Annotated in this window: 22 protein-coding genes; 16 read left to right on the top strand and 6 right to left on the bottom strand. The window is 66.6% G+C overall.

The genetic code is table 11. The annotated features are described in order from the left end of the window. Positions 1 to 38 precede the first annotated feature (38 nt). Genes rplF through rplQ form a run of 14 tightly spaced genes read left to right on the top strand, consistent with a single transcriptional unit; the run spans position 39 to position 7,349 of the window. Positions 39 to 575, top strand: a complete 537-nt coding sequence (rplF, locus tag QUD34_RS14090; RefSeq protein WP_286354342.1) for a 50S ribosomal protein L6 — start codon at positions 39 to 41, stop codon at positions 573 to 575. 9 nt (positions 576 to 584) lie between these two features. Further along, positions 585 to 947, top strand: coding sequence for a 50S ribosomal protein L18 (gene rplR, locus QUD34_RS14085; protein ID WP_286354341.1), 363 nt, complete (start codon positions 585 to 587; stop codon positions 945 to 947). 9 nt (positions 948 to 956) lie between these two features. Beyond that, the gene (gene rpsE / locus QUD34_RS14080; RefSeq protein ID WP_286354340.1) at positions 957 to 1,481 is read left to right on the top strand and encodes a 30S ribosomal protein S5; all 525 of its coding nucleotides are present in this window, start codon (positions 957 to 959) and stop codon (positions 1,479 to 1,481) included. A 1-nt stretch (position 1,482) separates the two neighbouring features. Continuing rightward, positions 1,483 to 1,680 carry a 50S ribosomal protein L30 gene (rpmD, locus tag QUD34_RS14075; RefSeq protein ID WP_286354339.1) on the top strand — a complete coding sequence of 66 codons (198 nt, stop codon included), beginning with the start codon at positions 1,483 to 1,485 and terminating at the stop codon, positions 1,678 to 1,680. Positions 1,681 to 1,683: 3 nt separating this feature from the next. Next, positions 1,684 to 2,145 (top strand): 50S ribosomal protein L15, encoded by a 462-nt coding sequence (gene rplO, locus QUD34_RS14070; protein ID WP_286354338.1) that lies wholly within the window; start codon positions 1,684 to 1,686, stop codon positions 2,143 to 2,145. 6 nt (positions 2,146 to 2,151) lie between these two features. Then, complete coding sequence (secY, locus tag QUD34_RS14065; RefSeq protein ID WP_286354337.1) at positions 2,152 to 3,507, top strand: preprotein translocase subunit SecY; 1,356 nt, start codon at positions 2,152 to 2,154, stop codon at positions 3,505 to 3,507. Then, positions 3,504 to 4,175 carry an adenylate kinase gene (locus QUD34_RS14060; RefSeq protein WP_286354336.1) on the top strand — a complete coding sequence of 224 codons (672 nt, stop codon included), beginning with the start codon at positions 3,504 to 3,506 and terminating at the stop codon, positions 4,173 to 4,175. The genes secY and QUD34_RS14060 overlap by 4 nt, the downstream gene beginning before the upstream one ends. Then, positions 4,172 to 4,390 (top strand): translation initiation factor IF-1, encoded by a 219-nt coding sequence (gene infA, locus QUD34_RS14055; RefSeq protein ID WP_026852734.1) that lies wholly within the window; start codon positions 4,172 to 4,174, stop codon positions 4,388 to 4,390. The genes QUD34_RS14060 and infA overlap by 4 nt, the downstream gene beginning before the upstream one ends. Positions 4,391 to 4,403: 13 nt before the next feature. Beyond that, positions 4,404 to 4,520, top strand: a complete 117-nt coding sequence (gene rpmJ, locus QUD34_RS14050; RefSeq protein ID WP_243288424.1) for a 50S ribosomal protein L36 — start codon at positions 4,404 to 4,406, stop codon at positions 4,518 to 4,520. A 9-nt stretch (positions 4,521 to 4,529) separates the two neighbouring features. Next, the gene (gene rpsM, locus QUD34_RS14045; protein ID WP_257305869.1) at positions 4,530 to 4,898 is read left to right on the top strand and encodes a 30S ribosomal protein S13; all 369 of its coding nucleotides are present in this window, start codon (positions 4,530 to 4,532) and stop codon (positions 4,896 to 4,898) included. A 12-nt stretch (positions 4,899 to 4,910) separates the two neighbouring features. Next, a complete protein-coding gene (rpsK, locus tag QUD34_RS14040; RefSeq protein ID WP_243303191.1) occupies positions 4,911 to 5,318 on the top strand; it encodes a 30S ribosomal protein S11 in 408 nt (135 codons plus the stop codon). A 15-nt stretch (positions 5,319 to 5,333) separates the two neighbouring features. Then, a complete protein-coding gene (gene rpsD / locus QUD34_RS14035) occupies positions 5,334 to 5,966 on the top strand; it encodes a 30S ribosomal protein S4 (RefSeq protein ID WP_286354335.1) in 633 nt (210 codons plus the stop codon). A gap of 9 nt (positions 5,967 to 5,975) precedes the next feature. Continuing rightward, a complete protein-coding gene (locus QUD34_RS14030) occupies positions 5,976 to 6,947 on the top strand; it encodes a DNA-directed RNA polymerase subunit alpha (RefSeq protein WP_286354334.1) in 972 nt (323 codons plus the stop codon). 9 nt (positions 6,948 to 6,956) lie between these two features. Next, positions 6,957 to 7,349, top strand: coding sequence for a 50S ribosomal protein L17 (gene rplQ, locus QUD34_RS14025; protein ID WP_286354333.1), 393 nt, complete (start codon positions 6,957 to 6,959; stop codon positions 7,347 to 7,349). Between the two features lie 64 nt (positions 7,350 to 7,413). Here the strand turns inward: rplQ and QUD34_RS14020 are convergent, their stop codons facing one another. Both QUD34_RS14020 and QUD34_RS14015 read right to left on the bottom strand, forming a co-directional pair. Then, on the bottom strand, positions 7,414 to 8,871 hold the full coding sequence (locus tag QUD34_RS14020) for a serine/threonine protein kinase (protein ID WP_375379987.1): 1,458 nt from the start codon (positions 8,869 to 8,871) through the stop codon (positions 7,414 to 7,416). A gap of 3 nt (positions 8,872 to 8,874) precedes the next feature. Next, positions 8,875 to 9,615, bottom strand: a complete 741-nt coding sequence (locus QUD34_RS14015) for a metallophosphoesterase family protein (protein WP_286354331.1) — start codon at positions 9,613 to 9,615, stop codon at positions 8,875 to 8,877. A gap of 570 nt (positions 9,616 to 10,185) precedes the next feature. On the opposite strand from QUD34_RS14015, the gene QUD34_RS14010 reads away from it, so the two are divergent. Further along, positions 10,186 to 11,847: an MFS transporter gene (locus QUD34_RS14010; protein ID WP_375379986.1), complete on the top strand. Its 1,662-nt coding sequence runs from the start codon at positions 10,186 to 10,188 to the stop codon at positions 11,845 to 11,847. Positions 11,848 to 11,962: 115 nt separating this feature from the next. Further along, positions 11,963 to 13,915 carry an acetate--CoA ligase gene (gene acs, locus QUD34_RS14005; RefSeq protein ID WP_286354329.1) on the top strand — a complete coding sequence of 651 codons (1,953 nt, stop codon included), beginning with the start codon at positions 11,963 to 11,965 and terminating at the stop codon, positions 13,913 to 13,915. Between the two features lie 131 nt (positions 13,916 to 14,046). Here the strand turns inward: acs and QUD34_RS14000 are convergent, their stop codons facing one another. The 4 genes from QUD34_RS14000 to moaC all read right to left on the bottom strand — a co-directional run bounded on the left by QUD34_RS14000 (position 14,047) and on the right by moaC (position 18,736). Then, positions 14,047 to 14,862: a purine-nucleoside phosphorylase gene (locus QUD34_RS14000; RefSeq protein ID WP_286354328.1), complete on the bottom strand. Its 816-nt coding sequence runs from the start codon at positions 14,860 to 14,862 to the stop codon at positions 14,047 to 14,049. Between the two features lie 19 nt (positions 14,863 to 14,881). Continuing rightward, complete coding sequence (locus QUD34_RS13995; RefSeq protein ID WP_286354327.1) at positions 14,882 to 16,819, bottom strand: hypothetical protein; 1,938 nt, start codon at positions 16,817 to 16,819, stop codon at positions 14,882 to 14,884. Between the two features lie 109 nt (positions 16,820 to 16,928). Further along, entirely contained in the window at positions 16,929 to 18,014 is a 1,086-nt protein-coding gene (locus tag QUD34_RS13990) for a LysM peptidoglycan-binding domain-containing M23 family metallopeptidase (protein ID WP_286354326.1), read from the bottom strand. Between the two features lie 221 nt (positions 18,015 to 18,235). Then, complete coding sequence (gene moaC / locus QUD34_RS13985) at positions 18,236 to 18,736, bottom strand: cyclic pyranopterin monophosphate synthase MoaC (RefSeq protein ID WP_286354325.1); 501 nt, start codon at positions 18,734 to 18,736, stop codon at positions 18,236 to 18,238. Positions 18,737 to 18,815 lie beyond the last annotated feature (79 nt).

Genomic DNA, 18,815 nt, shown 5'->3' with positions numbered 1-18,815 from the left:
AATGGGCGGAATCCCCGCCCTCATCTAAGGAATCAACCATGTCTCGAATCGGAAAGAAGCCCGTGACGCTGCCCAAGGGCGTGAAGGTCACAGTCACCGGGTCCGAGGCCGTCGTCGAGGGCGCCAAGGGCAAGCTCAGCTGCCCGATCCCTGCCGGGATCACGCTCGATGTCCAGGCCGACTCCGTCACGCTCACCCGCATCAACGATGAAGCCCAGAACCGGGCTTACCACGGCCTCACCCGTGCCCTTCTCGGCAACGCCGTCACCGGCGTCACCGAGGGCTGGAAGAAGGAACTGGACATCGTCGGCGTGGGCTACAAGGCCGCCATGGACGGCGCCAAGCTCCGCCTGGAGCTGGGCTACAGCCACCCCATCAACTACGAGGCCCCTGCGGGCATCCAGATGGCCGTCGAGAAGGCCACGCACATCGTCGTGAGCGGCATCGACCGGCAGCTGGTGGGCCAGGTCGCCGCCGACATCCGGAAGTTCCGCAAGCCCGAGCCTTACAAGGGCAAGGGCGTCATGTACACCGGCGAAGTCATCCGCCGCAAGGCCGGCAAGACCGGGAAGTAAGGGGAACCCATGGCGAACGACATCAACATTCGACGCGACAAGACCAAGGCCCGCATCCGCGGCCGCGTGAGCGGGACCCCCGAGCGGCCCCGCCTCACCATCTACAAGAGCCTGAAGCGGATCTATGTGCAGGCGGTGGACGACACCCAGGGCATCACCCTGGCTGCCGCCAGCAGCCTCGAGAAGGACCTCCGCGGTTCCCTGAAGAATGGCGCCAACATCGAGGCCGCCAAGGCCGTCGGTGCCAGCATCGCCGCCCGTCTCAAGGAGAAGGGCATCACCTCGGTGGTGTTCGACCGGAACGGCTACGTTTACCACGGCCGCGTCAAGGCGCTGGCTGACAGCGCCCGCGAAGCCGGGCTCCAGTTCTAGGGGATGACCATGGCGACTGCAGAGCTCAAAGACAACAAGGAAACCCGCAACTCCGAATCCGGGGAATTCAAGGACCAGGTCATTTATGTCGGCCGTGTCACCAAGGTGGTGAAGGGGGGCAAGAACTTCTCCTTCTCCGCGCTGGTGGTCGTCGGTGACGGCAATGGCAAGGTCGGCTTCGGCCTCGGCAAGGCCCTCGAAGTGCCTTCTGCCATCAAGAAGGGCATCGAGAGCGCCAAGCGCAACATGATCAAGGTCCCCCTCACCCCGAACGGCAGCCTGCCGCACCCGGTGACGGGCATCTTCGGCTCCGGCAGCGTGCTGCTGAAGCCGGCTCCCGAGGGCACCGGCATCATCGCCGGCGCCGCGGTGCGCGCCATCATGGAAGCGGCCGGCGTCCACAACGTGATGACGAAGAGCCTGGGCTCCTCCAACCCCCACAATGTGGTTCGCGCCACATTCGAGGGTCTGAAGGACCTCATGGATCCCTACACGGTCCTGACCAATCGGGGCCTGGATCAGGCGGAGGTTTAACATGTCGCAGTTCATCGGCAAGCAGGTGGTGCTGACCCTCAAGCGCTCCATCATCTGCACCACTCCCAAGCACCGTGCCTTCATGCAGACCCTCGGTCTGAAGCGGCCCGGCGACACCCGCGAATGCGAATACACCCCCAATGTCCATGGGATGGTCAAGCTGGTTCCCCATCTCATCGGCGTTCAGGTGAAGGGGTAGATCATGAAGCTCAACGAACTCCGGCCCGCAGAGGGCGCCACCAAGTCCCGCAAGCGCCTCGGCCGAGGCAAGGGCTCCGGCCTGGGCAAGACCTCCGGCCGCGGTGAAAAGGGCCAGAAGTCCCGGTCCGGCTACCGCAGCAAGCGCGGCTTCGAGGGTGGCCAGATGCCCCTCGTCCGCCGTCTGCCCAAGCGCGGCTTCACCAACATCTTCGCTCCCGAGACCAAGGAGATCACCCTCAGCCTCATCTCCATCCACTTCCAGGATGGCGAGACGGTCACGCTCGAGGCCCTCCGCGAGAAGAAGCTCGTCAACTCCCGCGTGGAGAAGATCGTGGTGCTGGCCAGCGGCGAGCTCACCGCCAAGGTGAATGTCGTTGCCGATCGGATCACCAAGGGCGCCCGGGAAGCCATCCTGGCCAAGGGCGGCACCATTCAGGAGCCCGTCGCGAAGTCTGCCGAGTAACGGCCGATGAACCGCCTCAGGAACCTCTTCGCCATCCCGGAGCTGCGCAAGCGGCTCCTCTTCACCCTGATCCTCCTGGCCATCTACCGGCTGGGCGTGCACGTTAGTGTGCCCGGGGTGAACGCCGAGAACCTGTCCGCCGCGCTCAAGCGCGGCGGCGGCGGGCTCTTCGACGTCGTTGACCTGTTCTCCGGTGGTGCGTTCAAGAAGTTCTCGGTCTTCGCCCTTGGCATCGCTCCCTACATCACGGCCAGCATCGTGCTGCAGCTGATGGGGGCCGTGGTGCCCTATCTGGAGAATCTCCAGAAGAAGGAAGGCGAGGCCGGCCGCCAGAAGATCAACCAGTGGACCCGCTATCTGACGGTGTTCCTGGCCTTCGTCCAGGGCATGGGCATCGCCTCCCTGGCCCAGAGCCAGAACGCCCCGGGTCTCGAAGTCGTGACCTCCTCGATGTCCCCGACGGCCTTCCGGCTGCTGGCGGCCTTCACGCTCTCCGTCGGCACGCTCTTCGTCATGTGGATCGGCGAGCAGATCACCGAGCGCGGCATCGGCAACGGCATCTCGCTGCTGATCTTCGCCGGCATCGTGGCGGGCCTTCCCCAGGCCGTGACGACCCTGACCGTGATGATCTCCCAGTCCCTGCGGAACGCTCCGAATGTCCCGCCCCCGGGCATCTTCATCCTGCTCATCGCGGCGATGATCGTGGTGCTGCTGGCCGTGGTACTGGTGGAGAACGCCTACCGGCGCATCCCCATCCACTACGCCCGCCGGGCCGATTCGGCCGGCATGTCCAGCCAACGCAGCTCCTACATGCCCCTGAAGCTGAACACCGCCGGCGTGATGCCCGTCATCTTCGCCAGTTCGGTGATCTTCTTTCCTGCCACCATCGCCCAGTTCACCCGCTGGGAGTGGCTGGCCAAGGTCGCGGCCTACCTCAGCCCGCAGACCCACTTCTGGATCTACACCCCGGTCTTCGTGGGCGTGGTGATCTTCTTTGCCTTCTTCTACACCAGCATCGTCTTCAATCCCGATGAGACCGCCGAGAACATGAAGCGGTCCGGGGGCTACATTCCCGGCATCCGGCCGGGCAAGGAAACCAGCATCTTCATGGACAGCATCCTGTCCAAGCTGACCTTCGTGGGCGCCATCTACCTCGCCCTCGTCTCCCTGGTGCCCCTGCTCATCACGAACAACATCCAGGGCCTCAACTTCTACTTCGGCGGCACCAGCCTGCTGATCGTGGTGGGCGTGGCCATGGACAGCGCGGCCCAGCTGGAAAGCCTGCTGGTCATGCGCCGCTATGACGGCTTCCTCGAGAAGGGCCGCATCCGCGGCCGCTCCACCCGCAGGGGTGAGGCATGAGCGGCAATGCCAACATTGTCGCGAACATCCTCCTCGGGGCCCCCGGCTCCGGGAAGGGCACCCAGGCCAAACGCCTGGTGGAAACATTCTCTTTGACTCACCTGTCAACCGGTGACATTCTGAGAGATGCCGTCTCGAAAGGGACGGAGATCGGTCTGAGGGCGAAAGCCATCATGGCCGAAGGAAAACTGGTGGACGACGACACCGTCAATGGCCTTGTCTTCGCGCGGCTGCTGGACGAGACCTCTGATGTGTTGTTCGACGGCTACCCACGAACCTTGCAACAAGCTCAAGCCCTGGAAGACTTCCTCTCCTCCAAGGGCATGGCGCTGGGTTCCGTGGTGCTGGTCGATGTCCCCCAGGAGGTGCTGGAGGCCCGTGTGGTGGGCCGGCGCGTCTGCAGCAACAATGCCTGCGGTGCCATCTACCATCTGGAATCCAAGCCCCCCAAGCAAGCCGGTGTCTGCGATCTGTGCGGAAGTCCCCTGAAGCACCGTTCCGACGACACCGCCGAAGCCTTCCAGAGCCGGATGGGCGAGTTCCACTCGACCTTCCAGCCCCTTCTGGGCTTCTACAAGCATCGGCCGAACTTCCGGAGCGTGGATGGCAATCGCGCGCCGGAGCTGGTGTTTGAATCGCTGCGTCACGTCTTCGGAGAACGCGCTTGAGCAAAGAAGAAGCCATTGAGCTCGAAGCCACAGTGGTCGAGGCCTTGCCGAACGCGGTGTTCCGGGTCGAACTCGAGAACAAACACCAGGTGCTGGCGCACATCAGTGGAAAGATGCGCAAGAACTTCATCCGCATTCTTCCCGGTGACCGGGTCCTCGTCGAGGTGACCCCTTACGACCTCACCCGTGGCCGCATCATCTACCGATTCAAGTAAACGAGAGGACACCATGAAAGTACGGCCCTCCATCAAGAAGCTGTGCGAGCACTGCAAAGTGGTCCGGCGCGAAGGCATCAACCGGATCATCTGCAAGAAGAACCCCAAGCACAAGCAGCGTCAGGGTTAAGGAGACACGATGGCACGCATCTCAGGTATTGATCTGCCCATCGGCAAGCGCATCGAGATCGCGCTCACCTACATTTTCGGCATCGGGCGCGCCAAGGCGCACAGCATCCTGACCCGCGCGAAGGTCGATTTCGGCACCAAGGTGCGGGATCTGACGGAAGACGAGGTCGGTCGCATCCGCCGCGTCATCACCGCCGAGGAGACGGTGGAGGGCGACCTCCGCAAGAACATCTCCCTCGACATCAAGCGGCTCATGGACATCGGCTGCTATCGCGGCCTGCGCCACCGGAAGGGCCTCCCCGTCCGTGGTCAGCGCACGCATACCAACGCCCGCACCCGCAAGGGCAAGCGACGCACCGTAGCCGGCAAGAAGAAGTAAGGCGAGGAGCACATGGCCAAGACTCAGACCCGGACCGCCGGTAAAAAGGTGGTCAAGAAGAAGGAAAAGAAGAACGTTCCCCATGGCGTGGCTCACGTCCAGGCGTCCTTCAACAACACGATCATCTCCATCTCCGATCCGATGGGGAACATGCTCTGCTGGGCTTCCAGCGGCAACCAGAATTTCCGCGGGACCCGCAAGGGCACGCCCTTCGCCGCCCAGGTGGCCGCCGGCATCGCTGCCGAGGCCGCCAAGGAGCAGGGCGTCCGTTCGGTCGATGTTCGCGTCAAGGGCCCCGGTGCCGGCCGTGAGAGCGCGATCCGCGCCCTCAATGCCGCAGGCATCCAGGTGACCAGCATCCGCGACGTCACCCCCATCCCCCACAACGGCTGCCGGCCGCCCAAGCGGCGCCGGGTTTAAGAGAGGAGGAGAGACATGGCACGTTACACAGACGCCGTTTGCCGCCTCTGCCGCCGCGAGGGCATGAAGCTTTACCTGAAGGGCGAGCGCTGCTTCAAGGAGAAGTGCTCGTTTGAGACCCGCAAGGGCAAGCTCCCCGGCCAGCACGGCGCGGGGAAGATCAAGAAGCCCACCGGCTACGCCCTCCAGCTTCGCGAGAAGCAGAAGGTGAAGCGCATCTACGGGGTGCTCGAGAAGCAGTTCCGTCACTACTTCGAGAAGGCCGACGCCAAGAAGGGCGTCACCGGCCACAACCTGCTCGGGTTCCTCGAGTGCCGCCTGGACAATGTGGTCTATCGCCTGGGCTTCGCGTCCAGCCGGTCCGCCGCGCGCCAGATGGTCATGCACGGTCATGTGCTGGTCGGCGGCAAGCGGGTGGACATCCCCTCCTTCCAGGTGAAGCCTGGCCAGGCGGTGGAGCTGGGCAACCGCGCCAAGGAGAACGACGGCGTCAAGTCCTCCGTCGAGACCTCCGCCGGCCGCGGCATCCCGAAGTGGCTTTCCCTGGACGCCACCGCCTTCAAGGGCCAGGTGCTTGCCGCGCCTACCCGCGAGGACATCACTCTGGACATCAACGAGCAGCTGATCGTTGAACTGTATTCCAAGTAAGGGGGCAGGATGCTGAACCTCAGCGATTTCCAGAGGCCGCGATTCGCGGAGGTGACCCCCGGGTCCCTCACCGACTCCTACGGGGAGTTCGTGGCCTACCCCTTCGAGCGTGGCTTCGCCACGACCGTCGGGCACAGCTTGCGCCGGGTGCTGCTCAGCAGCATCCAGGGCGCGGCCGTGACGAATGTCCGGATCAAGGGCGTCATGCACGAGTTCACCACCCTTCCCGGGGTCTGGGAGGACATCACCCATGTCCTTCTGAACCTCAAGGAAGTGCCCTTCAAGCTGCATAGCAGCGAGCCCCAGACGGTGACCATCTCCGCCAAGGGCGAGGGCGCGGTGACTTCCGCCGCCATCCGCTGCAACCAGAATGTGGAGGTCGTGGATCCCAACATCCACATCGCCACCCTGGGCGAGGAAGGTGAGCTGGAGATCGAGATGGTGGTCCGCCTGGGCCGCGGTTTCGTCACTGCGGACCGCAACCACGATGAGAGCCTGGGCCTCGGGTTCATCCCCATGGATGCCAACCACAGCCCCATCATCCGGGTGAACTACATCGTCGAACCCGCCCGCGTGGGCCAGAGCACCGATTACGAGAAGCTCACGCTCCAGGTCTGGACCAACGGCGCCGTCAACCCCAAGGAAGCCGTTTCCGACGCGGCCCTCATCCTGCGCGACCACTTCCTCGTGTTCGCCCGTCAGGACGAGGACTTCACCGAGATGGAGATGGGCACCGCCACCCTGGGTGCCGAAGCCGCCAACACCTGGCTGGGCAAGTCCGTCGAGGAGCTCGAGCTCTCCGTCCGGGCCAACAACTGCCTCCGCAACGCGAACATCACCACCATCGGCGAGCTGGTCCAGCGGACCGAGGCTGAGCTGATGAAAACCAAGAACTTCGGCAAGAAGTCGCTCCAGGAGATCAAGGACGAGCTCGCTCGTATCGGCCTCTCCCTCGGCATGCGGCTCGAGCAGGAAGTGTAAGGAGCCCCCATGCGTCACAACGTTTCCGGCAAGCGCCTGGGCCGCACCACCAACCAGCGCAAGGCCCTCATGAAGAACCTCGCGACCGCTCTCATCGAGAGCGAGCGCATCGAAACCACCCTCGTGAAGGCGAAGGAACTCCGCAGCTATGTGGAGCCCTTCATCACCCTCGCGAAGACGGACTCCGTGGCCAACCGCCGTCTGGCGATGGCCCGTCTCGGAAGCAAGGACGCCGTCCAGAAGCTTTTCGGCGCCGACTTCCGCAAGCGTTTCGAAAGCCGCCCCGGCGGCTACACCCGCATCCTCAAGATGGCCCACCGCCTCGGCGATGCGGCCGACATGGCCCTCATCGAGTTCGTGGACTACACCCTCCCCGAGCCCAAGGCCGAGGACGGCGAGTAGCCTGCTGCCCAACCCATGACGACGCCCCGGTCCGCCGGGGCGTCGTCATGTACGGAAAGAGGCCTCATCCCACGGTCCAGGGGACATCGGGCTTCTCCTCGGCCTCCGGGCCGGGATCCGTTCTCCGCAAACGGCGGGAGCGGGCCACCGTCACGGTGCAGGGCGCCTGGGCCGCCACCTGGCTGGAGACGCTGCCGAGCAGCGTGCGCCGCAGGGAGCTGGCGCGGGCGCCGATCAGCAGGTGATCGACGAGGTTGGCGTTCACATACTGCAGGATGGCGGCCGCGGGATCCGTCGATTCCAGCACATGGAAGCTGATGCGGCCGTCCTCCAGTTCCAGTGGCGTGGCCCAGCTCCGGAGCTCGGCCAGGCGCTGCAGGTGGATGTTCCGGCCCTGGTCGTCCAGGGTCTGATCCAGCGTGATCCGGCCCTGCTTGAGCACATTCAGGCAGGCCACGCGCGCGCCGGGCAGGGCGGGGAGCATGCGGGTCACCATGGTGCGGAGCGTCTCGGCGATGGGGGCGGCCTCGGGGGACAGGTCGATGGCCACAGCGAGGATCGGCGCGTCTCCGTCGTGCCGCACCGGCGTCTTGGCCTTGGGGATGGCGAGCTGGTGGTCCGCGAAGCGGCGCCGGAGGACCGTGGCGAAGGGATCCTGCTTCAGCTTTTCCGAGCGGGCGGTCAGGGTGATCTGATCGGGGTGCTGCAGGGCCAGGGCAAGGTGGGCGGCCGTGGGATAGCGCCAGGCCGGGTGCACTTCGAGACAGCGCAGGATGACCTCCTGCAGCCAGGCGGGGCAGTCCGGGCGCAATCGGCGCGGCGGGACGGGGTCGCGCCACAGCCGTCGCTTCAGGCCGGAGAGGCGCTGCGGGTCTCCGAAGGGGCGCACGCCGGTCAGGAAGAAATACATCAGCACGCCCAGGGCGAACTGGTCGCTCCGGGGATCCCGGCGCAGACCCAGCACCTGCTCCGGGGCCATGTAGGGCGCGGTGCCGTACGGGAGGCGGAACTCTTCGCCCATCAGGTCCGGCAATTCGTCGTGGTGGGAGAGGCCGAAGTCCACCAGCACCAGGTCGCCCGTGGGGCGGGTGAGCAGGTTGGAGGGCTTCACATCGAGGTGGATGACATGCTGCCGGTGGAGGTCGTCCAGGGCCACGGCGATGCGGGTGCCCAGGGCCGCGACCTCTTCCCAGGGCAGGGGCAGGTGCTCCAGCCTGGGCAGCAGCGAGGGGCCGGGAATCCGCTCCATGACGAGGTAGGGCTGGAGCCCGGCATCGCCTTGGGCGATGAAGCGGGGCACATGGAGGCCCGCTAGCCGCGGAAGAATCATCCGCTCCATCTCGAAGCCGACGATGGCGGCGGGATCCACGCCTTCGCTGAGTACGGGCAGCTTCACCAGCAAGGGGAAGCCCAGGTCGGGCCGGGATGCGGTCCAGAGCTCCGCCATGCCGCCCCGATGGAGGCGCTCCCCGATGAGGAAGCCATCCAGGGTGAGGCCGGGCCTGATCCGCATGGGCGCCATGGTTCAGTGTCCCTTCAGGAGGCGGGCCGCGAGGGCCGGCGGGAGGCCGGCGTCCAGGATGGCGGTCGCGGCGGCCTGGACATCGTAGGGCACGCGCAGATGCGTGATCTCGGACCGGGTGGTGTCCAGCAGGGCATAGGCGGCGGCCGGATTGCCGTCCCGCGATTGGCCCACCGCGCCCACCACGGTCAGCCAGCGGCGATGGCGGGGCAGGGGGATGGGAACGCCCGGGACGGGATCGAAGGAGACCAGTTGTCCGGTGGCGGTGATCCCGTGAAGGGCGGGCAGATGGGTGTGGCCGCAGAAGACGGTTTGGGAGCGGCTGGCTTCCAGGGCGCGCCGGGCATCCCGTCCCTCGCGGATGTAGATCCAGGGCGGGTAGGTCTGGGGGCTGGCATGGACATAGAGGCGGGTTTCGTCCTCGAAGCGCAGGGGCAGGCTCGACAGGAACTCCCGCGCCTCGGGGCCCAGCTGGCCGCGGGTCCAGGCCATGGCCGTCTCGGCATCCGGGACCATGGATTCGCGCTCCTCCGCCACGGCCTGGTCGTGATTGCCCGCCACGGCAATGGCCCCGCGCGCCGTTTCCGCCATGAGCAGATCCAGGACCGCGTTCGGTTCGGCGCCGTAGCCCACATAGTCGCCCAGGAACACGAGGCGGTCCGCGCCGGCCGAGCGGGCATGGACCAGGCAGGCCTCGAGCGCGCGCCGGTTGGCGTGGATGTCGGCCAGGAGGGCGATGCGCATGGGCGTTCCGGAGGCTGGGGCTGGTTCCCATGATAGGGGGTCGCGGGCCTCCGGGGGTCGGGACCAGGGCGGAAGGGGCGGAGGTTCCCGCCGAGGGTGATCCGCTCGAGGGCCATCGGGGTCGTTTGAGGGCGACCCGCCGGAAATATGCTACGAGCGGCACGGCGGATCCGAGGATGGGGGCGAGTAGATAAAAATCGACCTTCAAAGACGAGTTGAAGGTCGTGAAGAATCAGCAACCGAGCGGTTCTTGCCGGTCGAAGAGAAAGGTTCACTCCCGGTAGGAAGCTGCTTGACCCGCCGGGGCGGAAGGCGTTAGCTAGGTGCAGCCAATCCATCCAACCAGTTCCGCACGATGGTCCGTCCATCGCGGTTTCCATAACGCATCAGCTTCGCCGTATCCGGTCTGGAATCCTCCAGGCAAGTCGCCCAACCCATCCGGCCCTCGCCGAGCCGGCATCCAGAAGGGGGAGATGAAAGTTCCACATTCGATGTGTCGCACGGCTCGACTGCGCAGGATTCCTGAGCATCCAGGTTCAACGAAAGGAACTTCCAAGGAGGCAACACGACATGGCAATCGCAACTGAACAAGTCGCAACGAGGACCCCACTCACCAAGGAAGAACGCATGGTGATCGTGGCATCGTCCGTGGGGACGGTGTTCGAGTGGTACGACTTCTACCTCTATGCAACCCTGGCCCCCTTCTTCGCGACCCTCTTCTTCCCCAAGGGAAACGACACGGCGGCCCTGCTCTCGGCCTTCGCGGCCTATGCCGCGGGCTTCCTGGTGCGCCCCTTCGGTGCGCTGGTGTTCGGGCGCATCGGCGACCTGATCGGCCGCAAGTACACCTTCCTCGTGACCATCGTCGTGATGGGCCTCTCCACCTTCGGCGTCGGCCTCCTGCCGACCTTCTCCTCCATCGGCTGGTGGGCCCCGATCATCATGGTCACCCTTCGCCTCATGCAGGGCCTGGCCCTGGGCGGTGAGTACGGCGGAGCAGCCACCTATGTGGCGGAGCACTCTGCCCACGACCGCCGCGGCTACAACACCAGCTGGATCCAGACCACGGCCACCGTGGGCTTCTTCCTGTGCCTCGGCATCATCCTCTCCTGCCGCGCGGCCCTGACCAAGGAGGCCTTCGCGACCTGGGGCTGGCGCATCCCCTTCTGGATGTCCATCTTCCTCCTCGGCGTGTCCGTCTGGATCCGCCTGAAGCTGCACGAATCCCCCGTCTTCACCAAGATGAAGGCCGAAGGGAAGACCTCCAAGGCTCCCCTGAGCGACAGCTTCCTGAAGTACCCCAACAACAAGTACGCGCTGCTGGCCCTTCTCGGCGCCACGGCGGGCCAGGGCGTGGTGTGGTACACCGGCCAGTTCTACGCGCTCTTCTTCATGCAGATCACGCTGAAGCTGGATTACCAGACCACCTATATGCTCATCGGCGCCTCCCTGCTGCTGGGCACGCCGTTCTTCATCTTCTTCGGCTGGCTGTCGGACAAGATCGGCCGCCTGAAGATCATCCTGGCGGGCTGCCTCATCGCCGCCCTCACCTTCTTCCCCCTGTTCAAGGCCCTCACCCACTATGTGAATCCCGCCCTGGAGACCTTCCAGAACACCACGGTCATCACCGTGGCCGGCGATCCCAAGGACGAGACCTTCAACCTCTTCGTCGGGCCTTGGAGCAAGTTCTCCGAGCTGGACCGGGTGAACGACTTCTTCGGCAAGCAGGGCCTCAACTTCACCAAGGTCGCACCTGAGCCCGGGAAGAAGGTCGTCGCCAGCATCCAGGGCAAGAATCCCACCACTGGGGAAGTCACCACCACCCGCGTCGAGGGCTGGAGCGCGGCCTCGGAAGGGGCCCTCAAGAAGGCCCTGACGGACCTCGGCTATCCCAAGGAAGCCGACAAGTCCAAGGTCAACTACCCCATGACCCTGTTGATCCTGTTCATCTTCCTCATCTACGTGACCATGGTCTACGGGCCCATCGCGGCCTTCCTGGTGGAGCTCTTCCCCACCAACATCCGCTACACCTCCATGTCGCTGCCCTACCACATCGGCAACGGCTGGTTCGGCGGCATGCTGCCCCTCATCGCGACGGCCATCGTGGCCCTGAAGGGCAACATCTACTATGGGCTCTGGTATCCCATCATCGTGGCCCTCATGACGGTGGTGATCGGCTTCCTCTTCCTCAAGGAAACCAAGGACCGGGATATCAGCACCTATCAGCACTGAAGGTCCGCTGCCCGCTCGATCTGAGGTTGAGTGGGCCCGTTCACCCGGCGGATGGCATCCCATCCGCCGGGTTTTCCCACTCACCACCCAAGCTCTTTCGCCAAGGAGTCCTTTGATGTCCCAGGACCTCTTTCCCGTGAAGCCCGACATCCGGGAGCGGGCGCACATCAAAACCATGGAGGAGTACCAGCGCCTCTACCGCCTGTCCCTGGACAATCCGGAATGGTTCTGGGGCGAGCAGGCGAAGATGCTCACTTGGTTCCACCCCTGGCAGTCCGTCTTCGACGCCGACTACAAGGAGGTGGACTTCTCCTGGTTCATGGGCGGGCGCATCAACGCCTCCTTCAACTGCATCGACCGGCACCTGCCCCACCTGGGGGACAAGACCGCCATCATCTGGGCCCAGGATGAGCCGGGCGTCTACACCCACATCACCTACCGCGACCTCAAGCACAATGTCGCCCGCGTGGCCAATGTCCTGCTGCACAACGGCGTGAAGAAGGGCGACCGGGTCTGCATCTACCTCACGATGATCCCGGAGCTCGTCTACACCATGCTGGCCTGCGCCCGGATCGGCGCCGTCCACTCGGTGGTGTTCGGCGGCTTCTCCGCGGAGTCCCTGCGCGACCGCATCGTGGACGCCCGCTGCAAGGTGGTGGTGACGGCCAACGAGGGGCTGCGCGGTGGCAAGAAGGTGCCCCTCAAGCGCACCGTGGACCGCGCCATCGAAGGCATGTCCCTGGTGGAGTGCGTGCTGGTGGCTCGCCGGACCGACAGCGAGGTGCCCATGCAACCGGGCCGGGACCTGTGGCTGGACGAGGAGACGGCCAAGCAGCGCTCCACCTGCACCAACGAGTGGATGGGCGCCGAGGACCCGCTCTTCATCCTCTACACCTCCGGCAGCACCGGGAAGCCCAAGGGCCTGCTGCACACCACGGGCGGCTACCTGACCTACGCGGCCTTCACCCACAAGCTGGTCTTCGACTACCACCCCGAGGACATCTACTTCTGCGCGGCCGACATCGGCTGGGTGACGGGGCACAGCTACATCGTCTATGGGCCCCTGGCCAACGGGGCCACCACTGTCATCTTTGAATCCACGCCCCTCTACCCCGATCCGGGCCGCTACTGGCAGATCATCGACGACCTGGGCGTGAGCATCTTCTACACCGCGCCCACGGCCCTGCGGGCCCTGGCCCAGGCGGGCGACGACTGGATCAAGAAGTACAGCCGCAAGTCGCTCCGCATCCTCGGTACCGTGGGTGAGCCCATCAATCCCGAGGTGTGGCGCTGGTATCACGATGTGGTGGGTGATGCCCGCTGTACCGTCGTGGACACCTGGTGGCAGACGGAGACCGGTGGCATCCTCATCACGCCCCTGCCCGGTGTGACGCCCACCAAGCCGGGTTCGGCCACGCTGCCCTTCTTCGGGGTGAAGCCCGTCATCGTGGACCCGGCCACGGGCATTCCCATCGAGGGCAACGATGTCTCCGGCGCCCTCTGCCTCGGGGCCCCGTGGCCCGGCCAGGCCCGCACGGTGCATGGCGATCATAAGCGGTTCCGGGAGACCTACTTCACCCAGTACCCGGGCTACTATTTCACAGGCGACGGGGCTCGCCGCGACGAGGACGGCTACTACTGGATCACGGGCCGCATCGACGATGTGATCAATGTGTCCGGCCACCGGCTGGGCACGGCCGAGGTGGAAAGCGCCCTGGTGGCCCACGAGGCCGTGGCCGAGGCGGCCGTGGTGGGCTACCCGCACCCCATCAAGGGCCAGGGCATCTACTGCTATGTCCTCCTGAACTCCGGGTTCTCCGAGGGCAACCAGGACCAGCTCATCGGCGCCCTCAAGGAGCAGGTGCGACAGGCCATCGGCGCCTTCGCCGCCCCGGATGTCATCCACATCGCGGCCGGCCTGCCCAAGACCCGCAGCGGCAAGATCATGCGCCGCATCCTGCGCAAGATCGCGTCGGCCGAGTACGACGGCATGGGTGACATCTCCACCCTGGCCGAACCGGATGTGGTCAACAAGCTCATCGAGGAGCACCAGAAAAGTCAGCATTGATGCCTTCCGGGGGTTCTCCTCGCCACGCATGCGTGGCGAGGAGCTAGCGGTGCGCGATGCGCACACCCTCGGGCCCCCGCGCAAAAGCCCGGCAGAGCCGGGCTTTTGCTTTTCCGGTCCGCTTGGCTCGGCTACAGCTGCAGATCCCGCACGAACGCCCGGACCAGCGCCTCGAAGCGGCCGGCGGCGGCGGCTCCGGCCTCGAGCACTTCCTGGTGGGTGAGGGCCTGGGGAAGGATGCCGGCGGCCATGTTGCACAGGCAGGAGATCCCGGCCACGCGCATCCCCTCGTGCCGGGCCACGATGGCCTCGGGCACGGTACTCATGCCCACGGCATCTGCGCCCAGGACGCGGAAGGCGCGGATTTCGGCGGGTGTTTCGTAGCTGGGGCCCGTCAATCCCAGGTAGACGCCCTGGCGGAGGGTCTGGCCGAGGCCGGCGGCGCAGGCCGCGAGGCGCTGGCGGAAGGCCGGGTCGTAGACCGCCGTCATGTCCGGGAAGCGGGGGCCGGGTTCCACATTGGGTCCGATGAGGGGGTTGGTGCCGAAGAGGTTGATGTGGTCGGTGAGGGCCATGAGCTCGCCCACGCCGAATTCGGGATTGAGGGCTCCCGCGGCGTTCGTCAGCAGCACCGCCTTCGCGCCCAGCCGTCCGTAGAGGCGCATGGGCGTGACGACGAGGGACATGGGATGGCCCTCGTAGAAGTGGAAGCGGCCCGCCTGGAGCACCACCTTCCGACCTTCGAATTCGCAGAAGACGAGCTTGCCGCCGTGGCCCGCCACGGTGGGCGCCGGGAAACCGGGCAGATCCGTGAAGGGAATGCTCACGCCAGCCCGGGCCTCGGCGCTGTCGGCCAGGGCCCCCAGGCCGGAGCCGAGGACGATGGCGAGGTCAGGCACAAAGGGCGCCCGGGCCTGAAGGGCCTGGAGGGCGGCGGAGGCGGTCATGGCGGCTCCTGGATCGGGGCTAGAGGCTCGGCGTGAAACTCACGGTCACGGACACATCCGGTTGGATGGCCGCGGGGCTCTTCAACCGGACCCGGACCGGGTGGTAGAAGGGCGCCGTGTTGGCGACGGGAAGCGTGAGGGCCGCCGTCGAGCCACCGGCTCCCGTGAAGGAGAAGGTCCGGCCGAGCTGGGGCAGGTCCAGGTCGATCTGGCTGGCCGCATCCAGGGCGGGCGAGATGGCCACGGAGAGGATGTAGCGCTTGTCGGCGCTCAGGCTGAAGCCGCTGTAGAACACCTCGCCCTCGGAGGCGTTCGGGTAGCTTCCGCGCACCTGCATGGCCTTGGCCATGCTGAGGGTGAAGGGGGCCAGCGGGGTGGTCAGGGCGTTGGGATCCGTGCCCCAGCTGGAGACGAACACCGCGGTGGCCCCGGTGGTGGGCCGCGGCCAGGGCACGCCGAAGGGCGCGGTCAGGGTCGTGAGGGTGGCATCGGTGAAGATGGTGACGAGATCCGCGGGTTCCCCGAGGTTCTTGGATTCCTTGAGCCGGGTGAGCTGGTTGTAGATGTTGAGGGGCTCGGTGTCGCGGCCCGTGGCATCGGTGGCGCCGTTGGTGAAGCCGGCGGGGGCCTGGAAGAACCGGGCGGCCGCGAGGGGGTTGATGCTGTTGGTCCAGGTGGTGGGGTTGCCGGGGCTGGCCACGCTGCTGGCCTTGAGGATGATCTCCCAGGCGAGGGCGCGGATGGCCGGCGCGGAATAGGGCGAGAGTTGCGCGGCGCTGAGGCCGGTGATGTTCCGGATGTCGACCGCGGGCGCGGCCAGGGCGGTGCCCTGGGTGTCCGCCAGGTAGGGGGTCTTCAGGACATTGGCGGCCATGGCCTCGGCCAGCCCTTCGATGCGGGCCATGTCGGGGCTCAGGTCCGTTAGGGCGGCGGCCACGGGGAACAGGGGCGCGAGCGGGGTGGAGAAGGTGCGGGCGTTGTTGCCGGCCCAGAGCAGGCTCCGGCCGAGGAGGGGCAGGATCACCCCTTCGTCGAAGGCATCATCGTTGGCCGGCCCGCCCTGGATCGATCCGAAGTAATGGAGGCTGGACAGGTAGGCATCGAAGGCCAGGGGGTAGACCGTGCGGTCGTATTCGATGAAGGAGCCGCGCGCCGACGAGACGCCAGGGGCGTAGTGGAGATCCAGCGTGGCGCCGGGGGTGGCCGTGCCGTACACGCCCTTGAAGCTGGCGACGGTATCGCCGATGGCGAGGACGCGGCTGCCCGTGCCGGTGCTGCGACCGGCCAGGGTCGTCTCGTCCACGGGGCTGCCGGCGGCGGTGGCCACGAGGCTGCCGCGGTCATAGGTCGGATTGACCAGCCACCACTTGTCCGAGAGGCCCACGGTGAAATTGACGATGCCATCCCCGGCGGGGACGGAGGCGGGGGTGGGGTTGCCCGCGGGGGCGGTGCCGTCGAAGGCCTTCCGCATGGCGTAGCGGTACCGATCGGACTGGGGGGTGGCGCTGGCGATGCCGGCGGGATCCCCGATGAGGTTGACGGAATGGCCGCCCCCGCCATCGAAGGTGCTCATCAGCTCGACCATCAGGGGCTTGTCCTTGGGGACCGCCAGGAGGTAGAGCCCGTTGGCGTCCGTAAACCCCGAGCTCTTGAGGAGCCAGACCGGAGTCTTGGTGACGCCGTCCGGACCGAGCTGGTCATTGAGCTGGTAGACGCGGATCAGCACGCCCCGGGCGGGCTTCGTCTGCAGGTTCGCCGCCACGGAACTGTCCACCAGGCCGGTGGGAACGCCGTTGGCGTCGTTGGCCAGGGGCACCCTCGCATAGGTGACGGTGCCGGCGATGTTCACGCTATTGGCCGATGCGGCGTCCTCCTTCTTCTTTCCTCCGCAGGCCAGCGCCACGGCCAGAAGGGCAACGGCCCCCAGGGCCCGGAGGGAAGCTCGGTACAACGGCATGACCACCTCAAAACGGCGAAAGGATCAAGTCTAGCATGGCGCCCAGAGCCGATCCCGCGCCGGGATGGGGGCAGGCGCTTCCTTCCAGTGCCGCGGGCGGGGTGGAAGTTCAGCGCCGCGCGCCGGCTCCGATCAGGGTGTTCTGGGCGGCGAGTTCGGAGGAGATCTCCTCTTCGTCGTTGAGGACCGGCAGGGGGTTCCGCTGGAGCCCGTCGACCTTGAGCTCGAAGTGGAGGTGGGGCCCCGTGGCGTTCCCGGTCCGGCCGACTTCCGCGATCTTCTGGCCCCGGCGGACGATGTCGCCTTCCTGGACCAGGTTCAGCTTGTGGTGGGCATACAGGGTGGCAACCCCATTGCCGTGATCGACCACCACATAGTTGCCGTACTGCTTGTGCCGGCCGGCCATGATCACCTGCCCGTCGAGGGCGGCGAAGACGGCGGCGCCGACGGGGGCGGTCAGGTCGATGCCCCGGTGGCGACCCTTGTAGCGAACCCGCTTCTTGCGCTGGTTCTTCACGCGCACGGTCTTGGTGCGCATCCGGGGGCCCCAGGCGGAGCTGATCGTCCGGGTCTCCACGGGCCAGAGCAGGTCCAGGCGTTCCGGATCGGCGGGGGCGAAGGTGGGCAGCAGGGCCTTCAACTCGGCCTCGCTGACCGGGGGGAGGACGGACTGCATGCGGGCGAGGAGCTGCGAGGGCGTTCCGGGGGTCTGGTGGGTCTCGCTGTGGGCGGAGGCCACGGGGCCCAGGGTCGGGACCGCGGCCCGCACCTGATAGGGCAGGAGCCGCTCGAGGTGCGGCATGGGGGCGGGGGAGACGACCGGGGAGACCGGCAGGGCCGCCAGGGCGGGCCGGGAAACGAGCGCCGGAGCAGCCGGGGCCTCCGCGGGCACGGCTTCCGCGAGGGCGGGCGCCGCCGACCGGGGGGCCGGCACCTTCAGGCGATCTCCGACGGCGAGCCTGCCGAGGTTCCGGCCGGGATTCAGGGCCTTCAACTCCGCCAGGCTCAAGCCGGTGGCTCGGGCGACCGCCGCAGCGGTCTCGCCCTTGCGCATCACATGCACCGAACCCTCTTCCAGGCGGGCTGCCTGGCGGGCGACGGGTCGCGGGGAGGTCTTCTTGGAGGTCCGTTTCGGAGCGGCCTGAAGGCCGAGGCTGAGGGACGCGAGAACGAGGGTCAGGGCGGCAAGACGCATGGGGGTAACTCCCGGCTGGAACGGAAAAGCCTGCTTCGCTAGGCCTCCTTGGGGGGGTCGTGACCCCGGGTCAGTGATGAATAGGAACAGTCAAGACTCATCCTACCGGGTCGAGGCGGCCTTGAACATGCAAATGTTTTCCAACTGGCTCGGGAGCCCGCCCCGATGTGGGGAGGGTCGAGGGGAGAGGGACCTGGAATGCCCGACCTGGCAGGTCCGGCTCAGGGCGCCCAGGGGCATCCCTCCCAGGGCAGGGTGACGGTGCCCCGGCGCCCCCCCTCCTTCCGGAGGAGCCGGGCCGGGCCGACGGCCATGCCGTGGCTCACGGCCTTGAGCATGTCGTAGAGCACCAGCAAACCCACGGTGACGCCGGCCAGGGCTTCCATCTCGATGCCCGTCCGGCCCTCGCAGCTCACGGACACCCGGAGCCAGGCGCGACGGGTGGCGGGGTCCCAGTGGTGGGCCACCTCCACGGCTTCGATGGCCAGGGGGTGGGCCAGGGGGATCAGGTCCGAGGTGCGCTTGACCCCCCCCACCGCGCCGATGCGGGCCACGGACCAGGGGTCGCCCTTGGGGCCGCCGCCCCTGGACAAGGCCTCGGCCGCCGGGGCATCCAGTTCCAGGTAGCCGGCCGCCACGGCCATCCGCCGGGTCACGGCCTTGGCGGAGACATCCACCATCTGGGGGCGGCCTTCGGGATCGAGGTGCGTGAGTTCAGCCATGCCGGCTCCTGATCGAGGAGGAAGGCCGCAGCCTCAGGCTTCGCCTGAGGCTGCGGCAGGGGATCCCGGGGGGGACATG

Source organism: Geothrix oryzae (assembly GCF_030295385.1).
In the GTDB taxonomy this organism is placed as follows: domain Bacteria; phylum Acidobacteriota; class Holophagae; order Holophagales; family Holophagaceae; genus Geothrix; species Geothrix oryzae.
This window is presented reverse-complemented; position numbering and strand designations above follow the sequence as displayed.